This window comes from Dietzia sp. JS16-p6b, from assembly GCF_003052165.1.
Classification (GTDB): domain Bacteria; phylum Actinomycetota; class Actinomycetes; order Mycobacteriales; family Mycobacteriaceae; genus Dietzia.
In genome coordinates this window covers 3,163,355-3,188,950 of the sequence record NZ_CP024869.1, presented here as the reverse complement: position 1 = coordinate 3,188,950, position 25,596 = coordinate 3,163,355, and the positions used below count along the sequence as shown (strand labels likewise).

General features: G+C 71.1%; 23 protein-coding genes. 10 read left to right on the top strand and 13 right to left on the bottom strand.

Annotated features, from left to right (window positions below; all coding sequences use genetic code 11):
* Positions 1–147: 147 nt before the first annotated feature.
* Both CT688_RS14670 and CT688_RS14665 read right to left on the bottom strand, forming a co-directional pair.
* Positions 148–744, bottom strand: coding sequence for a TetR/AcrR family transcriptional regulator (locus CT688_RS14670; protein WP_107757493.1), 597 nt, complete (start codon positions 742–744; stop codon positions 148–150).
* A 166-nt stretch (positions 745–910) separates the two neighbouring features.
* Entirely contained in the window at positions 911–2,152 is a 1,242-nt protein-coding gene (locus tag CT688_RS14665; RefSeq protein ID WP_107757492.1) for an acyl-CoA desaturase, read from the bottom strand.
* A gap of 379 nt (positions 2,153–2,531) precedes the next feature.
* Here CT688_RS14665 and CT688_RS17960 point away from each other — a divergent pair, with 379 nt between their 5' ends.
* The gene (locus CT688_RS17960) at positions 2,532–2,663 is read left to right on the top strand and encodes a hypothetical protein (RefSeq protein WP_255412657.1); all 132 of its coding nucleotides are present in this window, start codon (positions 2,532–2,534) and stop codon (positions 2,661–2,663) included.
* 97 nt (positions 2,664–2,760) lie between these two features.
* On the opposite strand, the gene CT688_RS14660 is transcribed toward CT688_RS17960, so the two are convergent.
* A complete protein-coding gene (locus tag CT688_RS14660) occupies positions 2,761–3,621 on the bottom strand; it encodes a mycofactocin-coupled SDR family oxidoreductase (protein WP_107757491.1) in 861 nt (286 codons plus the stop codon).
* A 100-nt stretch (positions 3,622–3,721) separates the two neighbouring features.
* Here CT688_RS14660 and CT688_RS14655 point away from each other — a divergent pair, with 100 nt between their 5' ends.
* Positions 3,722–4,984, top strand: a complete 1,263-nt coding sequence (locus CT688_RS14655; protein WP_107758237.1) for an NYN domain-containing protein — start codon at positions 3,722–3,724, stop codon at positions 4,982–4,984.
* A 135-nt stretch (positions 4,985–5,119) separates the two neighbouring features.
* Here CT688_RS14655 and CT688_RS14650 read toward each other — a convergent pair whose 3' ends face one another.
* The 4 genes from CT688_RS14650 to CT688_RS14635 form a co-directional block, all read right to left on the bottom strand.
* Positions 5,120–6,562, bottom strand: coding sequence for an HNH endonuclease signature motif containing protein (locus tag CT688_RS14650; protein ID WP_107757490.1), 1,443 nt, complete (start codon positions 6,560–6,562; stop codon positions 5,120–5,122).
* A gap of 195 nt (positions 6,563–6,757) precedes the next feature.
* A complete protein-coding gene (locus tag CT688_RS14645; protein WP_107757489.1) occupies positions 6,758–7,261 on the bottom strand; it encodes an SRPBCC domain-containing protein in 504 nt (167 codons plus the stop codon).
* A 135-nt stretch (positions 7,262–7,396) separates the two neighbouring features.
* Positions 7,397–8,350, bottom strand: a complete 954-nt coding sequence (locus tag CT688_RS14640; RefSeq protein WP_107757488.1) for a PspA/IM30 family protein — start codon at positions 8,348–8,350, stop codon at positions 7,397–7,399.
* A 61-nt stretch (positions 8,351–8,411) separates the two neighbouring features.
* The gene (locus CT688_RS14635) at positions 8,412–9,863 is read right to left on the bottom strand and encodes a hypothetical protein (protein WP_107757487.1); all 1,452 of its coding nucleotides are present in this window, start codon (positions 9,861–9,863) and stop codon (positions 8,412–8,414) included.
* A gap of 432 nt (positions 9,864–10,295) precedes the next feature.
* Between CT688_RS14635 and CT688_RS14630 the strand changes: the two genes are divergently transcribed.
* The 5 genes from CT688_RS14630 to CT688_RS14610 all read left to right on the top strand — a co-directional run bounded on the left by CT688_RS14630 (position 10,296) and on the right by CT688_RS14610 (position 14,716).
* Positions 10,296–11,465, top strand: coding sequence for a hypothetical protein (locus CT688_RS14630; RefSeq protein ID WP_095718098.1), 1,170 nt, complete (start codon positions 10,296–10,298; stop codon positions 11,463–11,465).
* Between the two features lie 117 nt (positions 11,466–11,582).
* Positions 11,583–12,125 carry an NUDIX domain-containing protein gene (locus tag CT688_RS14625; RefSeq protein ID WP_095718097.1) on the top strand — a complete coding sequence of 181 codons (543 nt, stop codon included), beginning with the start codon at positions 11,583–11,585 and terminating at the stop codon, positions 12,123–12,125.
* Positions 12,126–12,134: 9 nt separating this feature from the next.
* Positions 12,135–12,776, top strand: a complete 642-nt coding sequence (locus CT688_RS14620; RefSeq protein WP_231750366.1) for a hypothetical protein — start codon at positions 12,135–12,137, stop codon at positions 12,774–12,776.
* 73 nt (positions 12,777–12,849) lie between these two features.
* Complete coding sequence (locus CT688_RS14615) at positions 12,850–13,452, top strand: copper chaperone PCu(A)C (RefSeq protein ID WP_095718095.1); 603 nt, start codon at positions 12,850–12,852, stop codon at positions 13,450–13,452.
* Positions 13,445–14,716: a Dyp-type peroxidase gene (locus CT688_RS14610; protein ID WP_095718094.1), complete on the top strand. Its 1,272-nt coding sequence runs from the start codon at positions 13,445–13,447 to the stop codon at positions 14,714–14,716. Before CT688_RS14615 ends, CT688_RS14610 begins: the two co-directional genes overlap by 8 nt.
* Before the next feature lie 148 nt (positions 14,717–14,864).
* On the opposite strand, the gene CT688_RS14605 is transcribed toward CT688_RS14610, so the two are convergent.
* The 3 genes from CT688_RS14605 to CT688_RS14595 form a co-directional block, all read right to left on the bottom strand.
* Positions 14,865–15,953: an SGNH/GDSL hydrolase family protein gene (locus CT688_RS14605; RefSeq protein WP_095718093.1), complete on the bottom strand. Its 1,089-nt coding sequence runs from the start codon at positions 15,951–15,953 to the stop codon at positions 14,865–14,867.
* A gap of 98 nt (positions 15,954–16,051) precedes the next feature.
* On the bottom strand, positions 16,052–17,119 hold the full coding sequence (locus tag CT688_RS14600) for a beta-ketoacyl-ACP synthase III (protein WP_095718092.1): 1,068 nt from the start codon (positions 17,117–17,119) through the stop codon (positions 16,052–16,054).
* A gap of 167 nt (positions 17,120–17,286) precedes the next feature.
* Complete coding sequence (locus CT688_RS14595; RefSeq protein ID WP_095718091.1) at positions 17,287–18,222, bottom strand: SRPBCC domain-containing protein; 936 nt, start codon at positions 18,220–18,222, stop codon at positions 17,287–17,289.
* A gap of 77 nt (positions 18,223–18,299) precedes the next feature.
* On the opposite strand from CT688_RS14595, the gene CT688_RS14590 reads away from it, so the two are divergent.
* Together CT688_RS14590 and CT688_RS14585 are read left to right on the top strand one after the other, a co-directional pair.
* Positions 18,300–19,586 (top strand): MFS transporter, encoded by a 1,287-nt coding sequence (locus CT688_RS14590; RefSeq protein WP_095718090.1) that lies wholly within the window; start codon positions 18,300–18,302, stop codon positions 19,584–19,586.
* Positions 19,583–20,401 carry a fructosamine kinase family protein gene (locus tag CT688_RS14585; RefSeq protein ID WP_095718089.1) on the top strand — a complete coding sequence of 273 codons (819 nt, stop codon included), beginning with the start codon at positions 19,583–19,585 and terminating at the stop codon, positions 20,399–20,401. The genes CT688_RS14590 and CT688_RS14585 overlap by 4 nt, the downstream gene beginning before the upstream one ends.
* A gap of 19 nt (positions 20,402–20,420) precedes the next feature.
* On the opposite strand, the gene CT688_RS14580 is transcribed toward CT688_RS14585, so the two are convergent.
* The 3 genes from CT688_RS14580 to CT688_RS14570 all read right to left on the bottom strand — a co-directional run bounded on the left by CT688_RS14580 (position 20,421) and on the right by CT688_RS14570 (position 24,088).
* Complete coding sequence (locus tag CT688_RS14580) at positions 20,421–21,617, bottom strand: sorbosone dehydrogenase family protein (RefSeq protein ID WP_095718146.1); 1,197 nt, start codon at positions 21,615–21,617, stop codon at positions 20,421–20,423.
* Positions 21,618–21,824: 207 nt separating this feature from the next.
* Positions 21,825–22,733 carry a MaoC/PaaZ C-terminal domain-containing protein gene (locus CT688_RS14575; RefSeq protein WP_095718145.1) on the bottom strand — a complete coding sequence of 303 codons (909 nt, stop codon included), beginning with the start codon at positions 22,731–22,733 and terminating at the stop codon, positions 21,825–21,827.
* A 5-nt stretch (positions 22,734–22,738) separates the two neighbouring features.
* Entirely contained in the window at positions 22,739–24,088 is a 1,350-nt protein-coding gene (locus tag CT688_RS14570) for a 3-oxoacyl-ACP reductase (RefSeq protein WP_095718144.1), read from the bottom strand.
* Between the two features lie 122 nt (positions 24,089–24,210).
* Here CT688_RS14570 and CT688_RS14565 point away from each other — a divergent pair, with 122 nt between their 5' ends.
* Positions 24,211–25,524, top strand: a complete 1,314-nt coding sequence (locus tag CT688_RS14565) for an acetyl-CoA C-acetyltransferase (RefSeq protein ID WP_107757486.1) — start codon at positions 24,211–24,213, stop codon at positions 25,522–25,524.
* Positions 25,525–25,596 lie beyond the last annotated feature (72 nt).

Genomic DNA, 25,596 nt, shown 5'->3' with positions numbered 1-25,596 from the left:
TGGGCGGGAACTCTAGACTGTGAGAACCTTAAGTTGCAACGTAGGCATACCTAAGTCGGGGCGCGTGACGACCCGGGCTGGCGTCACCGGGCACGCCGCATCTGGGCGTGCGTGTGCCAGAGGAGAGTGCCGCGAGCGCGGCGGAGGTCAGCGAAGCAGGCCGAAGAGGCGTCCGCCGCGGTGCTCGTGGCGCGAGAGCGCGGACCCCAGGAGGTCGGCGTCATGCTCGTGGTCGATCTCTGCGCCGGCGAGCCGCCCCACCGTGCGTTCCCACAGCAGGCCCTCGTACACCGCGAGCAGATCCAGGGACGCGGCGGCGGGGTCGCGCAGTCCGGCCGCGTCGAGGGCGCCGGTGAGGTCGCTCGGGTCGAGCAGGGCGGCCACGAGATCGGTGGTGTCGTCCTTGCCGGTGAGCTCCATGATGAGCGCGGAGCGGGCTGCCAGTTCTCCGCGGTAGTCGGCGAGGAGTCCCTCGATCATCCGCGTGAGCGTCGACAGGACGTCGTCGGCGTCGGAGGAGGCGAGCTCCTGGATCCCGGAGACCTCGACGAATCCACGCAGGAGCGAGGTGAGTCGATCCACCGTGAGGGAGAGGAGTTGCGCACGGGTGCGGCAGTAGTAGGAGGTGGAGCCCGAGGGCAGTCCGGCCTCGGAGTCGACGGCGCGGTGGGTCAGCGCCCGGACGCCGTCCCTGGCCACCACCTCGATCGCCGAATCGGCGATCAGCATGCGCCGGTCCTCCATGGTGGCTCCCGTCGTCGTGGTTCTCGGTCACTCGGCTCGACCGCTGTAGCGCGGGCGGGCCGACTAGAGGGTCAGCCTATCGCCGGGATCCCGATCCTGGATCGAAATAACTGCACGCCCCGCCACCGGTTTCGGTGACGGGGCGCCTGAGGAGTGGTCGGGCAGGTCAGGCTGCGGACGCGAGCTTCCGAGCGCGCCGCTTGGACGCATACCTGAGCGCCGTCTGCAGGCCGGCCCGCTGGCCCTCCTTCTGTGCGGGGAGCGGCTTGGGCAGGTCGGCGAACATGCGCTCGGAGTGCGTCTCCGGAGCGTCGTCCGCCGTGCGTCGCAGCATGTGATCGGGCAGCGACATCTTGGCGATGGTCCGCCACGCCTTGAAGTACTGCACCGGCAGCGGCCCCGCCACGTACGGCAGGTCGTACTTGCGGCACACCTCGCGGACGCGGACCGACGCCTCGGCCAGTCGATTGGACGACATGTCGGGGTAGATGTGGTGCTCGATCTGGTACGACAGGTTGCCCGAGAGGAAGTCGATCACCGGCCCGCCGGTGATGTTGGCGGAACCGAGCATCTGCCGCAGGTACCACTCCGCCCGCGTCTCGTTCTCCACGTCCTTCTTGGTGAACTTCTCGGCGCCGTCGGGGAAGTGTCCGCAGAAGATCACCGCGTTGGTCCACACGTTGCGGATCCCGTTGGCGGCGAGGTTGGCCGTCAACGTGGACTTCCACCCCCTGCGCGAGAGCGCCGGGTAGAACAGGTAGTCCTTCGCGAGCTGGCGCCCCGCCTTCCGTGCGAACAGCCGGAGCTTGTTCATCGTCTCGGCGCGGTCGTCACGTCCCTTGGCGACCCTGCCCAGCTCGAGGTGCTGGATCCCGACGCCCCATTGGAACAGCAGTGCCAGGGCCGCGTTGTAGACGAGGTTGCCGTAGAAGTACGGGTGCCAGCGCTGGTCACGCGTCACGCGGAGCACCCCGTACCCGACGTCGTCGTCCAGTCCGACGATGTTGGTGTACTTGTGATGGATGTAGTTGTGGGTCTGCTTCCAGTGCTCTGACGTGCCCACGATGTCCCACTCCCACGTGGTGGAGTGGACCTCGGGGTCGTTCATCCAGTCCCACTGCCCGTGCATGATGTTGTGCCCGAGCTCCATGTTCTCGATGATCTTCGACAGCCCGAGGGCGCCGGCGCCGATGGCCCACGCGGTGCGGTTGCGCGAGCCGACCATCAGCAGCGCGCGAGACCCCACCTCGAGGGCGCGCTGGAAGCGGATGGTGTTTCGGATGTAGGCGGCGTCGCGCTCGCCGAGGGAACCGATGATGTCCTGACGGATCTGCTCGAGTTCCTCGCCGAGGGCCTCGATGTCCGCCTCGGTGAGATGTGCGAATTCCGGGATATCCGTGATAGCCATGAACCTACGGTACCGTAGGTTACGGTCGCGTAGGTAGGGCTACGTCGTGGATCACACCGTTCACCGGGCCTCGCGCTGCGGCGGGACCGCGGCCGGGCGGTGGAAGAGCAGTGGCAGGGCAGTGGCGCGGTCGCGTGATCGTGGCCGTTGGGTGGTGTCCCCAGGCAAAGCTATGACGCTCTGGCCAGCGGTGGAGCGCAACGATGCGACATCATTTGTCACGGTTGTGTAACGTCGGGTGCGTTCGCGACGACATACGGATTGTCACGCGCCACGGCCGGCTCGAGGTGGTTACTCGAACCCGGGCGGCGGCACGCGAGACCACCAGACCGCCAGCTACGCCGGTACGCTTCGAGTACGACACACAAGGGGACACATCATGAGCAGCGCCAACGACATCTTCCTGCAGGCCATCCAGCCCGTCGTCGATATCTTCTGGACCCTGGTGTGGACCGCCACCGGTTCGACCGTCAGCGTTCCCCGCCCGGTGTCGCCCACCCCGTCTGCCTGATCGATCGCCGCCGGGTACGCATCCCGGCCCAGCGCGACGACGGACCGCAACGGCCCGCCTCTCACCCGGGAGGCGGGCCGTTGCGTGTTCCGGGTGGTCAGAGCCCAAATTTCTCGCTGCCGCCGAGGTCGATGGGAATGGAGGCGCCGGTGATGCCCGCTCCCGCGGCGCTGCAGAGGTAGACGGCCATCGACGAGATCGCCGACGCCTCCACCCATGGTTCGGGCAGCTGGTTCATCCCGCTGAAGGTCTCGGCGGCGTCCTCGAGCGTGGTGCCCTCGCCCCCGGTCATCATGGCGATCATCGACGGGTTCTCGATCATGGGGGTGCGGACGTTTCCGGGGTGAAGGGAGTTGCATCGCACTCCCGAGAAGCCGAGCTCACCCGCCAGTGACTTGGCCAGCCCACGGACCGCCCACTTGGAGGTGGTGTAGCTGGAGGTGAACGGCGCGCCCCGGAGGCCGACCATGGAACTGACGATCACCACGCACCCGCCCCGGCCGGTGGCCAGGATGTGCGGGATCGCGGCCGTCGTGGTGACCCAGGTGCCCTTGAGGTTGATGTCCAGAGTCGTGTCCCACTCCTCCTCCGAGCGTTCCCAGGAGGCGGCGGGCTCGGGGGAGACGCCGGCGTTGGCCACCACGAAGTCGAGTCCGCCCAGCTCGGCCACCCCCGCCTCCACGGCACCACGCATCCCTTCGAGGTCGCGGACGTCGACCTCCGCGGTCACGCACCTCCGGCCCAGCGCCCGGACCGCCTCGGCGGTCTCCCGCAGGTCCTCCGGGTCGGCCATCGGATAGGGCACCGTCTCGATATCGCGGCACAGGTCGACGGCTATCACGTCGCATCCGGCGGCCGCGAAGGCCGTGCAATGAGCGCGACCCTGGCCGCGGGCGGCACCTGTGACCAGCACGACCTTTCCGGTCAGCTCGGGCGGGGCGGGAGTGGGGCTCGACATGGTGGGAGTCCTCCTGTGATCGGTGGCGGCCCCTGCGGGGTCTTCCGCCCTGCGGCATGCTGGAAGTCCGACGTTTACATAGTGATAGGTAGTGATCATCATGCTCGAACGGACTCTGGTCCTCGTGGATACCTCGTATCTCTTGGCTAGCTTCTACAACTCGTGGGAGGAGGGTGCACGCGGCCAGTTGGAGATATCCCTGGCCACGGTCGTGCACCGTTTAGATCAGGTGGCCCACAGCCTCGTCGACCAGCCGGTGCAGCGGCAGAACTGGTACGACGGGATTCCGGATTCCGGCCCGCACCGCTACCAGCGCACGCTCCGGGTGATCGAGGGTGTGCAGCTGCGTGCGGGGCAACTGATCGAGTGGGGCGAACGGCGTACCCAGAAGGCAGTCGACACACTTCTAGTCGCGGACATGATCCAGGCGGCCTACAAGGGCCAGTGTTCAGACATGGTGCTGGTCACCGGTGACGCCGACATGATCCCCGGGGTCCGGGTCGCCGTGGACGCCGGAGTGCGGATGCATCTGGTGGGCTTCGGGTGGGATTCCATCTCCTCGGCGTTGCGTCACGCCTGCGACACCACACTGGTGCTGGATCCGCGCACGGATTTTCACGACGCCATGCAGATCAGGGTTCTGGAGGGGCCGATCCCGCCCAAGGTCCGGTCCTCGTCCGAGCGTCCCACCGCGCCGGGTGATGACGGCAGCGAGCCGGAGGGCGAGGAGTCGGTGGGAATGGTCGAGGTGGATCTTCGCCCCGACCGCGCGTCCGCCACCTCGGTGGCCGATGAGGCACGTCTGACGATCGCCGACGAAGAACGGGCCGCCGATGCCGAGGAACAGGCGGCCGACGCACAGGACTGCGCGGCGATCGCCGAGCGTGGGGTGAGGTCGGGCCCCGGGTCGGCGCCGGTGGAGACGGAAACCGTAGCGGATCCCGGGGAGGACCAGTCCCCATCGCCGTCGCCCGGCCGGCCTCAGGTGGAGGCCTCGACGCCGGGCGCTCAGCCCAACGGATCCTCGCGCCCGAGTCCGTCGATGATGGCGCCCCACCGCCGCCCGCTGCGGTCCAAGTTCGTCCCGCTGTCGGAGGAGGTGTGGACCTCGTCCGGTGAGCAGACGCCGTTCGACGTGGGCCAGCAGTATGCGACCTGGTGGTATGAACAGGCCGCGACCGAGGAGCAGCGCGATCAGGCCCACCTGCTCTCCGGGGGAGTGCTCCCGCCGGCGGTGGACCGCCCGCTGCTGCAGTTCGCGTGTCAGATGCTCAACGAGTTCACCCTGACCGAGGCGCAGCGCGTTCGTCTGCGCGACGGATTCCACGAGGGGATCCGCGCGGTCCTGCTCAAGCATCGCTGACCCGGGCGGGTCGAGGACGTCGGTGCCGAGGCGTCAGAAGGGCGGGGGATCGCGGTCGTCGACGTCGCACCCGTCCCCCCGCGGCGCCGCGACGTTCTCGCGGCGCCGCGCGGCTATGCGGCACGCGCGTCGGTACTAGTGTGTGCTGAGAGGCCGGGGCCGGAGCCAGGGTCGCTCCGGGGACCCGGGGCCGGGCAGCGCTTCGTCCCCGTTGCGGGTCAGGTCCCGCCACTTCGCCAGGGGGCCCTCGGGGAGAGTCGTGATGGTGTGACCACTCTCGGTGACGATGGTCAGCGTTCCGTCGCGCAGGAGCTGGTAGTACCAGGTGTGGAAGGTCTTGAACCTGTGGTGGCCCCGACAGAGACACATGAGATTGGCCTCGACGGTCTGTCCGCCACCACCCGGGTCGGAGTGGTCGAAGGGAACGACATGATCCACATCGCAGTCCTCGGCGGGGACCGAACATCCGGGGTGGCGGCAGGTCCCGTCGCGTAGACGGATCCGGCGGGCCAGCTCGGCGCTGATCCGGTAGCGGCGCGCACCGTCGATCGAGTCCGCGGACCCGGCTTCGGGATCGGGAACAGAGATGCGGGCCCCCACGCTGCGGGCCAGCAGAGCGATCAGCGCGTCTATCGACGCGGGCCCGCCCCGCGGGACGTACACCTCCGGCTCCTCGCCCGGACCGCGAGGGGCCAGGATGGTGATGAGCGGTCTGATCTGCGGTGCGGAACCCCGTGCGGAGCGACCGGCGTCACCGCTGGCATCTCCGTCGCCGGTGCCGAGGATCGCGTCGACGAGGGCGTCCGCGAGGTGCTGCTGGCGGGAGCGGGCATGCGGATCGTACGCCGGCCCGGTGCCGTTGCGGACGGCGTCGATCCGGGCCTGCTTCTCGCGGTCGAGCCGCTCCCCGGCAGTGTGCTGGAGCGCGTCGTGGACCGCCGTGGCCTCGGTCGACGTGAGGTGCGCGCGCAGCTCTGACATCCCGTCCGCCCCGCGACGGACGCTGACTCCACGCTCGTGCCGCGCAGCGGCGCATCGTCTGGCAACACCCTCCGGGTCGAAGGCCGCGATGATGCTGTCGGTCTTGGCCAGGATCGCGTTGCGGCCGGGCCGCTCGCCGGATTCGATGGAATCGAGCAGCGAGTCCACGACCAGGCGGTGCACGGCGTCCAGCACGGAGGGGTCGACCGTCCGCATCTGTCTGACGAGCATCCCCGCCGTTCGCTCGTCCAGGAGGCCGGACATCATGGCTTCGACGATCCCGGGGAACCGCATGACGAGATCCCGGGCCAGCGTGAGCATCGACGCAGCGCGGCGATGGTGGACCCCGTAGGTGGCGACCAATTCCGCGCAGGCGACGTCGAAGGGGTCCAGCACGGCGTGGTCGCGCGGACGGGAGGGGCCATCGGGGTCGTAGTAACCGGCCTCGACATCGCGGGCGAACTGCTCTTCCTCGCACAACGCGAGGAGATCGTGACAGGCCTGCAGGCGGGCTGCGGCAGCGCGGTTCTCGGCGCGGAGAGCGTCGAGGGCGGCCAGCCCGGCCGCTGCTATCCCCGAACCGTGTTCTGTCGGCATCCGCCCCCTCCTTCCCGGCAGCCCGGCAATCGCTCGTGTGTTCGATAGAGCAAGACTAGCAACGGGGTATGACACGGCATCCTCACCAGGACTGATTCCGATGACGCGTCCGGTGCGGGCGGGGACGGCGGTGTCAGCGATGGCGACGGGGGTGGGGAATGAAGGGAGGGAGCGGAGCGAGTCGGTGCAGGCCGCTCAGCCACCCACCAGGTCCCGGTAGTACTCCGCGAGGCCGGGGTAGTAGTCCGGTTCGAAGCGCAGGGCATCCGGATCCCGCCCCGCCTCCGCCTCGACCAGGCGATCCAGGTAGTACTCCCACCCGGGACCGATGGACGCGGCGGACTCGGCGTCCGCGATGTCCTGTTCCAGGGAGATGACGGCCTCGCCGCCCTCGTCGTCGTCGCCCTCGATCCTCATGGTGAGCAGCCACCCACCTGAGCCGGTCCGCACCACGAGGAGTCCGGGGGCGTCACAGGTGACCACCTCCATGTCATCCACGGGATCGCCGTCCTCGGCGGTCATGGTGAGCTGGACGGTGCCGGATGCCGGGTCGCCCGACCACGGGCCGATCCACCGGGCAGTGCGGGTCGGGTCGGTGACAGCGGCCCACGCCTGCTCACGGGATCGGGGCAGGCGGCGGGAGAACACGACGGCTCCCGAGTCGGAGAGGCGGCCGGTGGGCGTGGGTGTGGTGGGCATGGCGTCTCCTGGTGATCAGGCCGACGCCGGGGACGGGCTCACCCCGACGTCGGCCGCCAGAATATCGCGAACCCCCGGTTGGGAACAGTAACGATCACGCCGCAGTCGTCGTTGCCGACGGCGAGCGTGAACGGGTCAGTCCCTCGTGTCGCGGGGCAGGGTCGGGCCGGCGAGATCGGCGGGCCCCGGCTCCGGGGTCCCCGAGTCGTCGACGGGGGCAGACGGTGAACCCGCCTGTTCGGTGGGAGTCGCGGCTTCCGTCGCGCCGGATGTGCCCGTGTCCTCGTCGGTTCCGGCGCCCTCGGGCAGCTGACGGTCCGAATCGGCACCCGGGCCGGCTCCCTCGACGGCGGTGCCGCCGCCGGTCAGGCCCATGGACGCACGGATCTGCTCGAGCTTGCTCTTCCCCTCCGACTCGCGGGTGAACGCGGCGGCGTCGAGCTGAGCGGTGGACGGCGCACCCGTGGCCTCCGCGAGTTCCTGCTTGCCCAGTGCCGTGGTGTAGCGGCCCTCGATCTTGGCCCGGATCTCGTCGAAGGTGGGCGAGTTGCCGCCGCCGACGCCCTCGAGGGAGGACACGGAGTCGACGGTCCGGTGCTGCATCTCGGCCTGCGTGGCCTGGAGGAGCAGCTGGTCTTCCTGGGCGAGCGTCTCCCGCAGTCTCTGGTCGGACTCCTTGACCGCCTGCTTGGCCTGCTCTGCGGCCTGGACCGCCTGCCCGTGCAGCTGCTTGGTGTTCTCGAGATCCTGTTCGAGGGTGACCATCTTCGAGGCCAACTGCTCGGCCTGCGCCTCGAACTGGCCGGCGCGGGCCGTATCCCCCTCCGCCCGGGCCGACTCGGCCACCTGGAGGGTCTGACGGATCTGGCCCTGCACCTCGTCGAGTTGGCGGGACTTGGTGCCCATCGCGATCTCGAGCTGCTTGGCGTTCCCGATCACCGAGGCCGCCTGGTCGGTCACCGCCTTGTGCTGCTGGCGGGCGTTGTCCATGGCCTGGCGGACGAGGATCTTGGGGTCCGCGTTGTCGTCGACCTTCTTGTCGAGCGAGGCCTTGAGGTAGTTCCAGCTCTTGGAGAACGGGTTCGGCATGTCGGGGTCCTAACTGTCGGCACCGTGGGCGCGGGCCGGAAGGCCGACCCGTGGCGTGTTCCTACCTCTTGACGGTACCGAGCAGCGCGGCCACCGGCAGCGCTGTGCGGGGCAGGTAGGGCTGACGCCACAGGCCTCCCGAGGCGGCCCCGTGCGACTCGTGTTCCCACTGCACCCCGACGTCCGGCCGACCGACGTTGAGGTCGTGGACGAGCAGTGCCGCGAGCAGGGCGGACGAGGTCGCCGGTTCAAAGATCTCGATGCCGAACGCGTGCGCCCCCTTGTACGTCGCCGCGAGGATCTTGTTCTTGGTGACCGAGCGGGTGTCGGTGGCGGGGGCCACGTTGATCGAGACGGTGTGCCCGTCCGCGAAGGCGGTGGTGGCGCGCCACCGCTGCACCCGTTTGGCCAGCGTGTAGTTGGGGCCCTGCTGCGGCACCAGGGCGTCGTGCACCGCGGGCCCGCCGCCCTTCTCGTAGTTCCGGTGGAAGACCTTCTGGCCGGTCAGGGCGCCGACGATCCTCTTGATGTCCGTGGCCTTACGGGCCCTCAGGGCCGCGTCCGAGGCCTTCCGGACGTCGGCGGGCACCACGAAGGTGTCCATCGGGGTGGCGAGGTAGGCCAGGGCGTCGGCGGTCCCGTCCCGCAGCAGGTCGACGACCAGGGCGTCGGCCGCGGAGGAGAGCTGCACGTGGGTCCCGCCGTCCGCGTAGAAGTAGCTGCCCACCGTGAGCGGGGCCGGTGCGGCCGCCCGGGCCCACGCGGCGAGTTCCGGCAGCTGGGTGAGCAGGTCGATGCCCGGCCGACCGTCCTCGCCGGTGGGGAAGTGGATCCGTCCCGCGAACTCCGCAGCCGTGTCGCGGAATCGGCCCCACGCCGGGCTGGAGGGGAGGTCGACGCCCAGGACGTCGGCGCCCCACCTCAGCAGCCGGGCAGCGGGCCCCATCTCGGACCCCAGGCCGAGCACGAGCATCGCGCGGCCCGGCAGCGAGAGCCATTCGGGGTTGTCCTGCACCAACCTGAGAGCGTCCGCGCAGCTCGGCTCGATCACCCCGGCGTCCACCCACCTGTCCAGGCGGGCTCGGAGCATCGTGCCGGTCAGTTCCTCGCCGCGGTAGGGGATGGACAACTCCGTGGCGGGGGCCGCCGTGCCCTGAACCGTCTCGGTCCCCGGAGTGGATCGGGACGCGACGACGGCGAGGTAGTCCTTCATCGGAGTCTCGACGGCCTCGCCGGCGACCTCGTGAACGCCCACCATCCTGGACTGGAGAGAGTCGAGGGCGGCGCGGGCGACCCCGTCCCAGGCGGCCGCATCGGCGACGCCCACACTGACCAGTTCCGTGAAGGGCTGGATGTACCCCTTCCGCCAGTCCTTGATCTTCAGGACCCGCTCACTCGCGGCCGGGTCCACGGTGGCGAGCGCGTCGGCGACAACCTGTTTGGCCAGCCGTCCGGACGAGCGGTTTCCGGATGAGTCGGCGGGGAACTGAACGCCGCTGCTGTTGGGTGTCATAACGCTCCTGGATCGGGGACGGATTTATGCGAGGTCAACCTCACATTTAGCCACGTCTGAGCCCGCGGGGCGACGAGTTGGCGGCGAGTCAGGCAAACGAAGGTGAAAAGTGATCAACGTCACTAATTAGGCGGCGCGGCGGACTTCTATAAGCTGTCGCTCACTTATTAAGGTTCACATAAGTCGAGGTAGTAGGGGGCTAGGGGGTCTTTAGCAGCACTCATTGCGTGAATCCCGCCGACTTCGCACCCATGCATGGCTGGGTTTTAGCTGTGCCCGAACGAGACTTCTTGTAACAAGTCCAGAAAATTGCTCGATAGGGTGATGACACGATCCGACGGTGAGCGGCCCCTGGGCCGCGCGCTGGACCGGGCGACGAGGGGGAGAACCCGGGTCGCTGGATTGTCACCAACGAACAGGAAGGCAGTTCCTATGAAGAACTCCAAGCGGATGATCGCCGTCATCGCGGCCTCCGGACTCGCGCTCGGCACCATGCCGGGTGTCGCCAACGCGCAGAGCGCCGGCCTCAACCTCGACCTCGGTCTCGGTGCGGCTCTTGAAGGCTCGGCCGAGCTCGGCCTCGACCTCGGTGCCGCGCTCGGTTCCGCGGGCGCGGACGGCTCCCTGGACACCGGTTCGCTCGAGGGTGTGAGCGGTTCCCTCGACGCCGGTTCGGCCTCGGACTCGCTGGACACCGAGTCGCTCGACCCGGCTTCGCTCGAGGCCGGCTCGGCCTCGGACTCGCTGGACACCGAGTCACTTGACCCGGCTTCGCTCGAGGCCGGCTCGGCCTCGGACTCGCTGGACACCGAGTCACTCGACGGTGGCTCGCTCACCGGCATCCTCGACGCGATCACCGGCTCGGCCGAGGGCTCGCTCGACACCGAGTCGCTCGACCCGGGTTCGCTGGACGCCGCGTCCGCTGAGGGCTCGCTCGACACCGAGTCGCTCGACCCGGCTTCGCTCGAGGCCGGTTCGGCCTCGGACTCGCTGGACACCGAGTCGCTTGACCCGGCTTCGCTCGAGGCCGGTTCGGCCTCGGACTCGCTGGACACCGAGTCGCTTGATCCGGCTTCGCTCGAGGCCGGTTCGGTCTCCGACTCGCTTGAGGCCGGTTCGCTCGAGGCTGGTTCGCTTTCGGACTCGCTTGAGGCCGGTTCGCTTGAGGCTGGTTCGCTTTCGGACTCGCTCGAGGCCGGTTCGCTTGAGGCTGGTTCGGTCTCCGACTCGCTCGACGCGGGCTCGCTCGACGCGGGCTCGCTCGAGGGCATCCTCGCCGCCATCACGGCCGGCTCTTCGGAGCTCGGTTCCTCGGACCTCGGCTCCACGTTCGAGGGTTCCGAGACGATCGTCGAGGGCTCGGTCGACGGAGGCTCGCTCGAGGGCGGCTCGGTCGACGCCGGCACCCTCCTCGCGCTGGGCTCGCTCGCTGCTGCCGGCATCGGCATCGGCCTGGCTGTGTCCGGTGGCGTCACCCTGCCGCCGCTCCCGCGCGTCAACGTCGGGCTCGTCTGCAACCTCCCGCCGGAGGCCATCGAGTTCCTCAAGGACAACGGCTCCATGGAGCGCCAGGAGTGCGAGCCCGTCGAGGAGCAGAACTGAGGTTCTGACCCCTCGACGCTGACCGAGTCAGCGTCCGGGTAGTACACCACCGATCCCCGCCGACCACACGGTCGGCGGGGATCGCTGCATTCTCCGGACCTGGATACCCTCAGAGCCATGTCCGTCCCCGACTTCGTCCTGGAACTACGCCGCCACGTGGGCACCGCGCCCCTCTGGCTGGCCGGCGCCACCGCCGTCATCCGTGACCCCGACGACGCGCGCGTCCTGCTCGTGCGACGGGCCGACAACGGCTGGTGGACCCCGGTGACCGGCATCGTCGACCCGGGCGAGCACCCCGCCGAGACCGCCGTCCGCGAGGCACGGGAAGAGGCCGACGTCCGCATCCGCGTGGATCGCGTCGCGTCCCTCGGCGTCTCCAGGATGGTCACCTACGCCAACGGCGACCGCGCACAGTACATCGACCACACCTTCGCCTGCACCTACCTCGACGGTGACCCCCGCCCGGCCGACGGCGAGAACACCGACGTCCGCTGGTTCGCGGTGGATGACCTGCCCGAGATGCGTCCCCACATGCTCGCCCGGCTCGAGGCGGGACTCGCGGACGAGGAACGCGCGCGAATCGAGCTCGCCACCGAGTCCAGCCCGGCCACCGAGTCCAGCCCGGCCACCGAGTCCAGCCGGGCCACGGGGTCCCATTAGAATCGGATCGTGCCCGCCGACCGAGTGCGAACCGAGGTCCCACCCGTGGTGACCGCGGCTGTCGGCATGGTGGTGGCGTTGGTCAGCGCGGTGTTCGGCATCGCGGCTCACGGTCTGGCCGCCGGTACGGGCGCGGTGGCGCCGAGCCCCGGGCAGATCCTGCTGATCGCCGCAGCGAGCGCGGGGGTGGGGGCGGCCACCGCTGCCGTCGCCCGGCAGCGGTCCCCGATCCCGGTCACCGCGGCCGGTCTGATCGCGGGGCAAGGGGTCGTGCACCTCCTCCTGGCCTCCGGGCACACCCACTCGGGCAGCCCGGGCGCCTCACACGCGGCTCTCGGCCACCACATGACCGACCCCACCCTCGTCCGCGCCGCGATGGACGGGGCGGGAACCGGTCTCTCCCTCGGTCCGGCGGCGCTGCTGACCCCGGGGATGCTCGGCGCCCACGTCGCCGCCATCGCCGTGACTCTCGCCCTCGTGGCGATCCTGTCCGGGACCCTGGCCTGGGTTGCGGCCCGGGTGACGCCGCTCCGGGTGGCCGCGCACCTCGTCGTCGTCGCCCCGCTCGTCTGCTCCTACGACGCCGACACCCCGCTCCACCGGTTCCTCCTGACCGGCGGTGGCACCCGGGCACCGCCCGTGGCTGTGTGACCCCATCATCCGCACCGGTGCGCGTTCTCGCCGCCGGGCGGCCTCACACACCACCTCAAGGACTGGACCACCCATGCGTACTCGCACCTACACCCGTGCCGCCTTCGCCGCGGCCACCGCACTGACCCTCGCCCTGACCACGGCGGCCTGCGCCTCCGACGACCCCGCCCAGACCTCTGTCGCCGCCGACCAGACGTCCGGCGCCGAGGCCGCGGGCGTCGTGACACTGGACGACGGCTGGGTCAAGGCCACGGACACCGACATGTCCGGTGTCTTCGGCACCCTCCGCAACCCCGGCGACGTCGACCTCCACCTGACCGGGGTCTCCAGCGGGCTCGGTGGTCGCACCGAACTGCACGAGACCGTCCCCGGCGGAAGCGGGATGATGATGCAGGAGAAGGAGGACGGCTTCGTCATCCCGGCCGGCGGCGAGCTGATCCTCGAGCCCGGCGGTGACCACATCATGCTGATGGACCTGGACCAGCCCATCACCACCGGCCAGCAGATCGCACTGACCCTGCAGTTCGCCGGCGGCGCCCGGGAGGGGGGCACCGAGCAGGAGGTCACCGTCTCCGCGCGCGATTTCCGCGGCGGCGAGGAAGAGTACGTCGGGGGCGACCACGGCGGCATGGACCACGGGGGCATGGACCACGGGGGCATGAACCACGATGGCTGACCGGGCCCCCCGCCCCCTGTCGCGGCGGTCGGTCCTCACCCGCGGCGCGGGAGCCGTGGTGGGTGGTGGTCTGCTCGGTGGCGCCGCCGGGTACGCGGGGCGGGGCATCCTCGACGACGACGGGGCCGCACCCGACTGGAGGACCGTCGCGGACTCACGGGTCGTGGGCGCCGCCACCGAGCCCTTCCACGGACCCCACCAGGCCGGCATCACCACACCTCCGCAAGCCCACGGGGCGTTTATCGGGTTCGACCTCGCGACGGGGGCCACCCGCGGCGAGATCCAGGGTGTCCTGCGGGCCTGGTCGCAGGACGCCGCCCGGCTCACCTCAGGCCGCGGCGGTCTGGCCGATCTCCAGCCCGAACTGGCCCGGGACCCGGCGAGGCTGACGGTCACGATCGGGCTGGGGCCCGGGTTGTTCGACGCGGTGAGGATGCCCGAGCGGCGTCCGGCGTGGTTGCGGCAGCTGCCGGCGTTCCCGCAGATCGATCAGCTCGAGGACAGGTGGTCGGGAGGGGATCTGCTACTCCAGATCTGCGCCGACGACCCGCTGGTCGTCTCCCACGCGGCCCGGACCCTCGCCTCCGGCGTGCGCGGCGTGGCCGAGCAGAAATGGGCCCAGCGAGGGTTCCGCAAGGCCGTGGGCACCGACCCGACCGGTCGCACACAGCGGAACCTGTTCGGGCAGATCGACGGCACCGAGAACCCGAGGCCCGACGACGTGGACTACGACCAGGTCGTGTTCTCCGACGGAAGGTCCGCGGACGGGCAGGTCCAGCGGTGGATGCGGGGCGGCTCCTCGCTCGTCCTGCGCCGCATCCGCATGACCATGGACACCTGGGAGGAGATCGACCGCACCTCCCGTGAGCTGAGCGTGGGCCGACGGATCGACACCGGTGCGCCGCTCACCGGGACCCACGAGCACGACCCCGCCGACTTCGACGCCGTCGACGACGTGGGCCTGCCGGTCATCCCGCCCGAGTCGCACATGGCCCGGGCCCGGCAGCGCCACCGAGGGGAGGCCATGCTCCGGCGGCCGTACAACTTCGACGACCCGCCGGAGCCGGGGAAGATCAGCAACAGCGGTCTGATCTTCACCGCGTACCAGGCCGACCCGGTGCGCACCTACATTCCCGTCCAGCAGCGGCTCGCCGAGCAGGACGCGCTCAACACGTGGACCGTCCCGATCGGGTCCGCGGTCTTCGCCCTCCCGCCCGGCGCACCGGAGGGCGGGTACGTCGGTCAGGGGCTGTTCGAGGGATGAGGTGACACGCAGCCGCCCCCGGCGATGAACCCTCGCGCGAGCATCAGCTCACGCAGGAGTTCATCGCGGGGGGCGGCGGCGTCGACCGCGTCGTTGACAACTAAGCAACTTCTACTCCGCGTCCTGCTCTCACCAGCCGGCGTCGTCGCTACCCCGAGAGCGCGGACACCACGCGACCGGCCACGTGTGCGTGCCCGGCGGACGTGGGATGGACGGGCACGGACGCGGTCTGCAGGCCGGTGAAGTCGACCCAGCGGGTGTCCGGGGACGTGCACATCGAGTGACCGGGCTCGTCGGGGATCACGACAGTCGCGCCGTTCCGCAGGGCCGCGTCGCGAACCACCCGGTTGATGCCCTGCTGAAACCCGCGGACCTTGTCCCGTTCGGCGTCGGAGATCTCGATGAACGGGGCGCAGTCGGGGGAGGAGAGCAGGGTCTGGTCGTCCGGGACCGCGGAGAGGTACCCCACGGTTACCACGCGGGCGGCGGGTGAGCGCCGGGCGATCTCGGCGTACACCGAGTCCATCCGCGTGTCGAGCTCCTCGAGGGCGCGGGTGGCCTGGCGGTCGATCACATCGGAGCACCCGGCGGTGGCGTCGAATCCCTCGGCGAGCCCCGAGGTGATCGAGTCCACCACGGGCAGGAGTTCGGGGGCGGTGTTGGGTCGGAGGGCACAGGCCACGATCACCGCGGCGAACCCCACGTCGTTGCCGCCGATGGTCAGGGTGACCAGGTCGGTCTGCGCGTCCAGGGCGTCGAGCTGGGGCGGCGCCCCGTGACGCGCCGGCTCCCAGAGGTCGTCCGCGGTGGCCCCGCCGCAGCTGGCGTTGATGAACGTCCCCACACCGAGCTCGCGGGCCACGACCGCGGGGTAGGCGTCGTCGGTGCGCACGCACGCCACGGGGCCGGCGCCCCAGGACCCCGGCGCAACCCTGCCGACCGCGGCATACGAGTCACCCAGCGCCACGTAGCGCGCCGGACCCCCGCCGGTCCCGGCATAGACGGACGGGCCGAGGCCGGCGCCGCTGAGCTGACCCGCGACGTTGTGGCCCAGCGTCTGGGCTGATCCGCCGGCCTGCTCGATCGTGGAGCCGGTGGGCGGCGGCGCGACGGGAATCGCCGGCGTCGACGCGGCCACGGCAGGGGAGACGAGAGACGCCAGGAGGGCGGAGGCGCAGGCCACCACGGCGCCGGCGAACGCCGGCCCCGCGCTGCGACGGAGGCGTGAGGTGTGCATGGGATCACTCTCTCATGAACACCTGTCCATGAGAGGGGAACACAGCCCCGGTTCCGCCGGGCCGGGGCCGTGGAGCGTCAGTCGACGGGCGTGTGGCGTCAGTCGACGGGCGGCTTGGCGGGCAGCCGCACGACCTGCCCCGCGTAGGACAGTCCCGCCCCGAAGCCGATGCACAACGCGATCTGACCCGGCTCGGCCTCTCCGTCGCGGAGCATGGCCTCCATGGCCAACGGGATGGAGGCGGCCGAGGTGTTACCGGTCTGCTCGATGTCGTTGGCGATCGCCACCGAGTCCGGCAGCCCGAGGTGCTTGGCCATGGCCGAGTTGATGCGGCCGTTGGCCTGGTGGGGGATGAACGCCTGGATCTGCTCGGCCGTCACCCCCGCCGCCTCCAACGTCTGTGCACACACCTTGGACACCTGGACCGCGGCCCAGCGGAAGACCTTGGACCCGTCCATGACCAGGTAGGGCTGGAGCACGGCCTCCTCGCGCGCGGCGGCGGCGGAGGCGTCGACCTCGTCGACGTACTGCTTGAAATCCTTGGTCTGGCGGATGGCGCTGCCCTGCGCTCCGTCGGACCCCCAGATCACCGGGCTGACGTCGTTGACCTCCGAGGGGCCCACCACCACTGCGCCGGCGCCGTCACCGAAGATGAAAGCCGTGTTGCGGTCGGAGAAGTCGATGCCGTCGGTCATCTTCTCCACGCCCACCACCACGACGTACCGGGCGCCGCCGCCCCGGATCATGGTGGTGGCCACGGCGAGGCCGTAGCCGAACCCGGCGCAGCCGGCGGTGAGGTCGAACGCGGCGATCCCGTTCCGCCCGAGGTCGGTGGCCACCTGCGGGGCCGCGTGCGGGACCTGGGTCCAGTTGGTGGAGGTGCACACGATCACCGCGTCGATGAGCTCGGGATCGATTCCGGACGAGGCCAGGGCCTTCCTCGCGGCCTCGCTGGACATGGAGACGATGCTCTCATCCGGTCCCGCGACACGACGGTTGAGGATTCCCGACCGCTCGTAGATCCACTCCGAGCTCGAGTCGATCGTCTCGCAGATCTCCTCGTTGCTCACCACGCGACGTGGACGGTAGGCGCCGATGCCCAGGAGAGTGGTGCCGGACGCGCCCTCGCTGGTCGCGATGGTCACGGTGTCGTTGGAATCCGCCATTGCAGCTGGTGCTCCTCGTCGGTGTGCGGTTCATGCGGTGTGCGGTCCGGGCCGCGTTCAGTACGTGCCGGTCGCACGGCTGGTGCTTCCGCTACAGTACTGCCGTCTCGGTGGACATCGTCGCACCGGACGTCGATGTTTCGTCGCCGACCGCCCGCCGCCGGGGGTCAGTCCGAGACCAGGCCCTCGAGCCACCCACGCCAGCGGTCGGCGTCCCAGGTGGGCTCGACCCCGTCGACCGCGGCGGCGCCCAGCGGGTCGCCGGAGCCGCCCGGGGCCTCCACGTACTCGTACACGCGGACGGCGACGGCGGCGCTGCTCGTCGCGTCCTCGGGCGTGTCCCCGGCGGGGAACCCGTAGAGCTCGATCACACCGTCGACCGGTGCGGACAGGATGACCACCGCGGAGGCCTCGGACTCCGCCGCGACGATGCCCCCGACCTCGCCGGACCGGGCGACCTCGCCGGACCGGGCACCCGTACCGGCCGCGGGCGCGACCAGCCGGCCGAGCACCCGGGACCACACCTCGGGAACCGACGACGCGACCGGGTCGGTGGCCGCGTGGACGGTCACCACGCCGTCGCCCGGTCGGTGGGTGAGCCGGTGCGCGAGGACGGTGAGGGACTGGGCCCACCCGCTCACGCTGCCGTCGATCGACTCCTCCGCGAGCTGCCCACCCGAGGCGAACCCGGACCGCAGTGTCAGGACGGTCCCGCCCTCGCCGTCGTCGGCGATCTCGCACGAGGTCGTCCACGGGGGAACCGGGATCCCCTCGCCCATCCAGTGATGTTCCTCGAAGGCGAACTCCCCCGGCACACCACCGGCGGGGGGCGAGAAGACCGTGATCTCACCGACCGTCGCGGTGAGCATCGCCTCGGCGGCGGCCTCCGGACCGGTCGTGGGGTCGGGGGCGCCGGGATCGGCGAACTGCACGATGCGCCCGCCGACCTGCGGCTCCAGCGCGCAGGGCACGAACCAGGACGAGATCCCCTCGCCGGTGGAGACCGCGTCCCACACCACCTGCGGCGGCACCGGAAGCGGCACCCGGCACACCACGTGACGGCTCTCGTCCGTGGCCTCGATCCCTGCCGTCACCCCGTACATGTCGCGCTCCCGCCGCCCGTCCGACCGTTACCGCCGTCAACGCTACCGGCGTGGGTGCACGACGTAGTCTGACGGTCGTGATCGCGACGGGAGGGCCGCTGGGCCCGCGCGGAGGCGGGACCGGACTGCGCGGGCCGGTGGCCGCCACGGTCCTGCTCTTCGTCGCCAACGGCGCGATCTTCGGGGCCATCGTCCCCCGCCTGCCGGATCTCAAGTCCGCGCTGGACCTGGGGCCGGCCGGTTTCGGTCTGGCGATGGCGTGCTTCCCGGCGGGCGCCCTGGTGGGGGGACTGCTCGCCCCCGCGCTGATGCGTCGGCGTTCGGACGGGGCGGTGGCGGTGGCCGCGATGGTGCTGACCTCGCTCGCCGCCGCGCTGCTCGCGCTCTCCCCGGTCGTGGGGGCGTTCGCGGGTCTGTTGTTGGTGTTCGGGGTGTGCGATGCCGTCACCGACGTGGCCATGAACGCCCACGGCATCCGCGTGCAGCTGCGGCACGGTCGCTCCCTGATCAACCGCTTTCACGCCGTCTGGTCGCTCGGGGCGGTCCTCGGTGCCACCGGGGGGTCGTTCGCCGCCGGCATCGGGGCGTCGGTCGTGGTGCAGATGAGCGCGGCAGGTGTCGCCTGTGCGCTCGCCGCGCTGGCCGCGCACCCCCTGCGACTGCGCGCCGCGGGGTCGTCCGGCGAGCGCCGGGCCCCGCAGCGCAGGGTCTCGCGGGACCCGGTCCCGCAGCGCCAGAGTCCACAGCGCCGGCTCCCGGGCGGCCGGACGCTGCTCCTGCTGGTGGCGTTCGGCCTCCTCGCCTCGTCCGCGGCGGTCGTCGAGGATTTCGCTCAGACGTGGTCGGCCCTCTACCTCCGGGAGGTCGCGGTGGCCGGTGCCGGGGTGGCCGGGTTCGGGTTCATCGCCGTGCAGGGCGCGCAGCTGATCGGGCGGCTCGCCGGGGACCGTCTGGTCGACGGCATCGGCGCCGCGCACGTCGGCCGCACGGGCGGGATGTGTGTGGTGGCGGGCGCGGGCGCGGCGCTGGTCGGCTCGTTCGTCCTCGACGGTCCCGCCCTGCTGACGGTGGTGCTCGCCGGCTTCGCGCTGGCGGGCTGGGGCATCGCCACCGTCATCCCGGGCGCGATGGTGGGGGCCGACTCGGTCCCGGGTCTGTCCCCGGGGACGGGGCTGGCCGTGCTCAACTGGGTCATGCGCCTCGGATTCCTCACGGCACCGCCGCTCGTCGGTCTGATCGCCGAGCACGCCGGGATGCGCTGGACCGTCGCGCCGGTACTCGTCGGAGGGGTGGTGATCGTCCTGTTGGCCGGGCGGCTACTCGGACGCGAGCGGGCCTCGCGGGCCCGGGAGGTGCGCGCATGAGCGCGACACGAGGGGCCGGGGCGTTCGTCAAGAGGGGGTCGCGCCACGGACCCGACTTCTACCGCCACGAGGCCGCCGGCCTGGCCTGGCTCGCCGCGGCGCCCGGCGGGCCCCGGGTGGTGGAGGTCCTGGGGGTCGACGACGACGAGATCGCCCTCGAGCCCGTTCCCGCCGGTCGAGCCACCGCGGAGGCGGCTCGTCGGTTCGGGCGGACACTCGCGGTGATGCACGACGCCGGCGCCGCCGCCTGGGGCGCACCCGCCGACGACTGGGCGGGCCGGTGTTTCATCGGCGACCGCCCCCAGGAGTGCCGCCCCACCCGGTCGTGGGGCGAGTTCTACTCCGAGCAGCGTGTGCGACCGTTCGTCGCGATCGCGGTCGACATGGGGGTGCTGGGCGGAGCCGACCTCGCGGTGGTCGAGCGCGCCTGCGACCGGATCGCGGCCGGGGAGCTGGACCACCCCGGCGACGACCCCGCCCGCATCCACGGCGACCTGTGGACGGGGAACGTGCTGTGGGCGCCCGCTCCCGCGGCGTCCGGGGTCGGCGCGGTCGAGTCCGTGGAGGCCGTGCTCATCGACCCGGCCGCCCACGGCGGGCACCGCGAGACCGACCTGGCCATGCTCGCGCTGTTCGGGGCCCCGTACCTGAACGAGATCCTCGGCGGCTACCAGGAGCGGCACCCGCTGAGGCCGGGGTGGCGCCAGCGGGTGCCGCTGCATCAGCTGCACCCGCTGGCCACTCACTCGGCCGGCCACGGCGCCGGCTACGCGGTCGCGCTGGCCGACGCCGCCCGGCGGGTCCTGGAGCTCTAGCGCCCCGGCCCGGTGGGGATCATGCCGGGCTCACGCGGAAGACCAGGTCCCGGTTGTCCGCGTTGGAGGTGGTGACCAGCAGCGAGCCGCCGGGCTCCGGCGTCAGCGAGCGGAGGCGACCGAAGTCGCCCTCCAGCAGGACCGCGGCGTCGCGGACCGACCGTCCGTCCTCGGACAGGCGCAGCAGGACCAGCTTCTGGGTCTTGAGGTTCGCCATGGCCAGCGCGCCTTCCCACTCGCCCCACGCGGAGCCCCGCAGGAACTCGATGTCCGCGCTCGCCAGGGTCGGACTGCCCGAGGACCAGACCGCCCCGACAGCGTCCGGGTGACGGGTGGTGTCCGTCATCGGGACGTTCTGGTTGTACTGGCCGTTCACGTTGGGATCCCAGCCGTAGTTGGCGCCGGGCGCGAGGAGGTTCACCTCGTCGTCGACGTCCGGGCCGTGCTCGGCGGAGTAGACGCGGCCGGTGCCGGGCTGGACGGCCAGGCCCTGGACGTTGCGGTGGCCGAGGGTGAGGATCGGGGAGGTGCCGGTGGCCGGGGTGCCGTCCGGGTTGACGTGCAGGATCTTGCCGGCGAACGAGGCGGGGTCCTGGGGGCCGGTCGCGTTGAACGTGTCGCCGGTGCCGATGTAGATCGACCCGTCGGCGGCGACCTGCAGACGGCACCCGCTGTGGATGCCCTGGGCTCCCAGTGGGATGCCGGTCACGACGTCGCGGACCCTGGTCAGCGCCGACCAGTTGTCGGCGGCCCGGAAGGTGGTGACGCGGTTGTCGCGCGTCCCGCCCGCGTTCTGGGAGTAGCACACGTGGATCTCGCGGTTCTGCGCGAATCCGGCGTCCACGGCCATGCCCATCAGGCCGCTCTCGGACTGCCGGACCAGGCCGGGCAGGTCGATCGCGACGTCGCGACGCTGACCGCCCGCGGGCTGGGCCACCACGCGGCCGCCGCGCTCCCCGGTGAGGATGGTTCCGTCCGGGGTGCGGACCACGTCCCACGGGACGTTGAGCCGGTCCATCACCGTCGTGGCACGGACCGCCGGGCCCGCGACCACCTCGACGCCCTCGCCGGCACCGACGCCGACCGCAGGGGGGAACAGGACGCCCGGGGGGACCGATCCCGTGTCGACCGAGCCGCCGCCGAGGGAGCCGAACTGGGCCACGGCCGTGGCGGGCAGGGTGAGGGTGAGGGCTGCCGCGGCGATGACGCCGGCCACGGATCGGGACCTCGGTCGGAGCCGGGGGCTCGGTCGGGATCGGTCGGCGGACGTGGGTGGAGAGAAGGGCACGGTGGTCTCCCTGCGGTCGAGAATCGGTGTGACCCAGAACATATGCCCATTCGCGGTCGAGCGGAACCGGACCGACGACGAACCCCGGTCACCCGCCCGTGTTCGGGGCGGATGACCGGGGTCGAGGTCGTGGGGTCAGAGCTCCTCGATGGTGGCCGTCGCGTGGACGGTTCCGAGCTTGCGCGGGTTGCGCACCCGCAGCGACCAGGCCGGATCGTCGGCACCGGCACCGCGCCGGGCGTAGATGCCCAGCTTCGCCGGCAGGATCACGGGCTTGCCGAACTCGACCGAGTAACGCGCCCGCTCGGGGATCGCCCCTTCGACCACACCGAGCAGGGTCGCCGCCGTCCACATCCCGTGCGCGATGACATTCGGGAACCCGAACGCCTTGGCGCCCACCTTGGAGACGTGGATGGGATTGCGGTCCCCGGACACCGACGCGTACTCGGCGATCAGCGACTCGGAGACCGACCTGACCACCGTGGGATCACCGATCTCCGCCGCCGTGGGCGGCTCGGGCTTCGGCGGCCGCGGCGCGTCTTTGGGCGGCGTGAGGGACGTCCTGCGCTTGGAGAGCAGCCCGGACCTCTGCACCCAGGCCGGCTCATCGTGGTCGCCGGTGCGGATCTCGGTCACGATGTCGAGCAGCAGGCCGGCGGGGTGTTCGCGCAGGTTCTCGGCCCGCGCGCGGATCGACAGCTCGTCGCCCACCCGCAGCGGACGGTGGGACTCGATCTCGTTGGTCAGGTGCACCGAGCCCATTGCCGGGACCGGGTAGGCCGGGTCCAGCATGAGCTGCATGCTCAGGGGGAAGGCCAGCGTGAAGGGGTAGGTCAGCGGCAGTGCGTCGCCGAACCGCAGGTCGCAGACCCGGGTGTAGGCGGCGAGGTTGGCCGTGTCCACGCGGACACCCTCCACCTCGACGCCCTTCTCCGGCATCGACTTGCCGTCGCGCTTGCCGCCCACGACGGGGGCCGAGCCGACGGCGGCCTTGCCGTACTGGGCGAGCAGGTTGGGGATGGCGGGCAGGCGGGTGTACTCCACCGCGATCACGCGCCCAGGAGGGACTGGCCACACACGCGGATCACGTTGTCGGTGACCGCGGAGGAGGCGGGGCTGGCGAAGTAGGCGATGGTCTCGGCCACGTCGACCGGCAGGCCGCCCTGCTGCATGGAGTTCATCCGGCGGCCGGCCTCGCGGGTGGCGAAGGGGATGGCGGCGGTCATCTGGGTCTCGATGAACCCGGGGGCCACGGCGTTCACCGTGATCTTCTTGGACGCCAGCTCGGCGGAGGCGCCGTTGACGAATCCGATCACACCGGCCTTCGAGGCGGCGTAGTTGGTCTGGCCGCGGTTTCCGGCGATGCCGGCCATGGAGGAGACGCCGACCACGCGCCCGCCCTCGGTGAGCACGCCCTTCTCCGCGAGCTCGGCGGTGATCCGCTCCGGGGCGATGAGGTTGACGGCCATGACCGCGTCCCAGCGGGCGGCGTCCATGCCGGCCAGGGTCTTGTCCCGGGTGATGCCGGCGTTGTGGACGAGGATGTCGATGACGCCCTCGTGGCGCTCCTGGACGTGCTTGGCCAGGACCTCGGCGGCGTCGGCGGCGGTCACGTCGAGCGGCAGCGAGGTGCCCCCCACCTTGTTGGCGGTGGCGGAGAGCGACTCACCGGCCGCCGGGACGTCGCAGCAGATCACGTGGGCGCCGTCGCGGGAGAGTACGGAGGCGATCTCCGCGCCGATGCCCCGGGCCGCACCGGTGACCACGGCGACCTTGCCCTCGAGGGGGCGGTCCCAGGAGGCGGGGGCGGTCGCCGCGCCGGCACCCACGCGGAACACCTGAGCGTCCACGTAGGCGGACTTGCCCGAGAGGATGAAGCGCAGAGTGGACTCGAGGCCCGACGCGCCGGTGTCGGCGTCGGCGGAGACGTAGACGAGCTGGACCGTGGTGCCGCGCTTCATCTCCTTGCCGAGCGAGCGGGTGAAGCCCTCGAGCGCGCGCTGGGCGATGCGCTCCTCCACCGAGCCCGTCTCCTCCGGAGGGGTCCCCAGAACGACGACGCGGCCGGAGGCGGCGACGCGGCGGACGACAGGGTTGAAGAAGTCGAACAGGGCCTTGAGGTCCTCGGCGCGGCGGACGCCGGTCGCGTCGAAGACCAGGCCCGCGAACTTGCCCTCGGCGTCCGCTCCGGCGAGCTCGTAGTCCGATTCGAGGATTGCGCGGACCGGTTCGACGAGGCGGCCCTCGCCCCCGACGAGGACCGGGCCGTGGAGGGCCGGCTGCCCGGCCTCGTAACGGCGGAGCTGCTCGGGCTGCGGGAGGCCGACCTTGCCGGCGATGAACGACCCGGGGGCCGAGGTCACGAACTGCGAGTAGAGGTCGAGGTTGCCCTGTGCCATGGCGATCATCTCCTGGAGAGGTGCGGTCGTACGGGTCGACAAGTAACTTACCGCTGAGTAACAATACTCGTCGGGCCGCGCTACGGGCCACCGGATACCGAGATAAAACGGGAGTGACACACGTGACCACCAGCCCCCGCAAGGTCGCCATCGTCGGCGGCAACCGAATCCCCTTCGCCCGATCGAACGGCAAGTACGCGGACGCCTCGAACCAGGACATGCTCACCGCGGCGATCGACGGCCTCGCGAGCCGCTACAACCTCCAGGGCAAGCGTGTCGGGATGGTCGCCGCGGGGGCCGTCCTCAAGCACGCCCGTGACTTCAACCTCACCCGTGAGTCGGTCATCGGTTCGGTGCTCGACTCGTCCAGCCCGGCCTACGACGTGCAGCAGGCGTGCGGCACCGGCCTGGCCTCGGCCATCCAGGTGGCCGACGCGATCGCCGTCGGGCGCATCGACGCCGGAATCGCGGGCGGCACCGACACCACCTCCGACGCCCCGCTGGCCGTCAACGACGACCTGCGCAAGATCCTCATCAAGGTCGCCTCGGCCAAGAGCACGATGGACCGGGTCAAGCTCCTCGGCGACATCCGTCCGCAGTCGCTGGTCCCCGAGCAGCCGCAGAACGCCGAGCCCCGCACCGGACTGTCGATGGGCGAGCACGCGGCCATCACCGCGCGGGAGCTCGGGGTGTCCCGCGAGGACCAGGACGCACTCGCCGCGGCGAGCCACCGCAACCTCGCCGCCTCCTACGACTCCGGCTTCCAGGACGATCTGGTCACCCCGTTCCTCGGCGTGCCGCGTGACGACAACATGCGTCCCGACTCGTCCGAGGAGAAGCTCGCGAAGCTCAAGCCGGTGTTCGGCAAGCGTGACGCCGAGGCCCACGGCACCGAGGCCACCATGACGGCCGGCAACTCCACGCCGCTCACCGACGGCGCCTCGGCGGTCCTGCTGGCGAGCGAGGCCTGGGCGGAGGAGAACAAGCTCCCGGTCCGTGCCTACCTGGTGGACTCCGAGACCGCGGCGGTCGACTTCATCCACGGTCACGACGGCCGCACCCCGGACGGTCTGCTCATGGCCCCGACCTACGCCGTGCCGCGTCTGCTCGCGCGTAACGACCTGACCCTGCAGGACTTCGACTACTACGAGATCCACGAGGCCTTCGCCTCGCAGGTCCTGGCCACGCTCGCGGCCTGGGAGTCCGAGGAGTACTGCACCGAGCGCCTGGGGCTGGACTCGGCGCTCGGGTCGATCGATCGCAGCAAGCTCAACGTCCACGGCTCGTCGCTGGCGGCCGGGCACCCGTTCGCGGCGACCGGAGCCCGCATCCTGGCCGCCACCGCCAAGCTGCTGGAGGAGAAGGGCTCGGGCCGCGCGCTCATCTCCGTCTGCGCCGCCGGCGGTCAGGGCGTCACGGCGATCGTCGAACGCTGACCCCGCAGCCGACCCGGTCGGCACCCGGCTGGTTTTCCTGAGTGCAGCCCCCGCGTACGGCGCGGGGGCTGC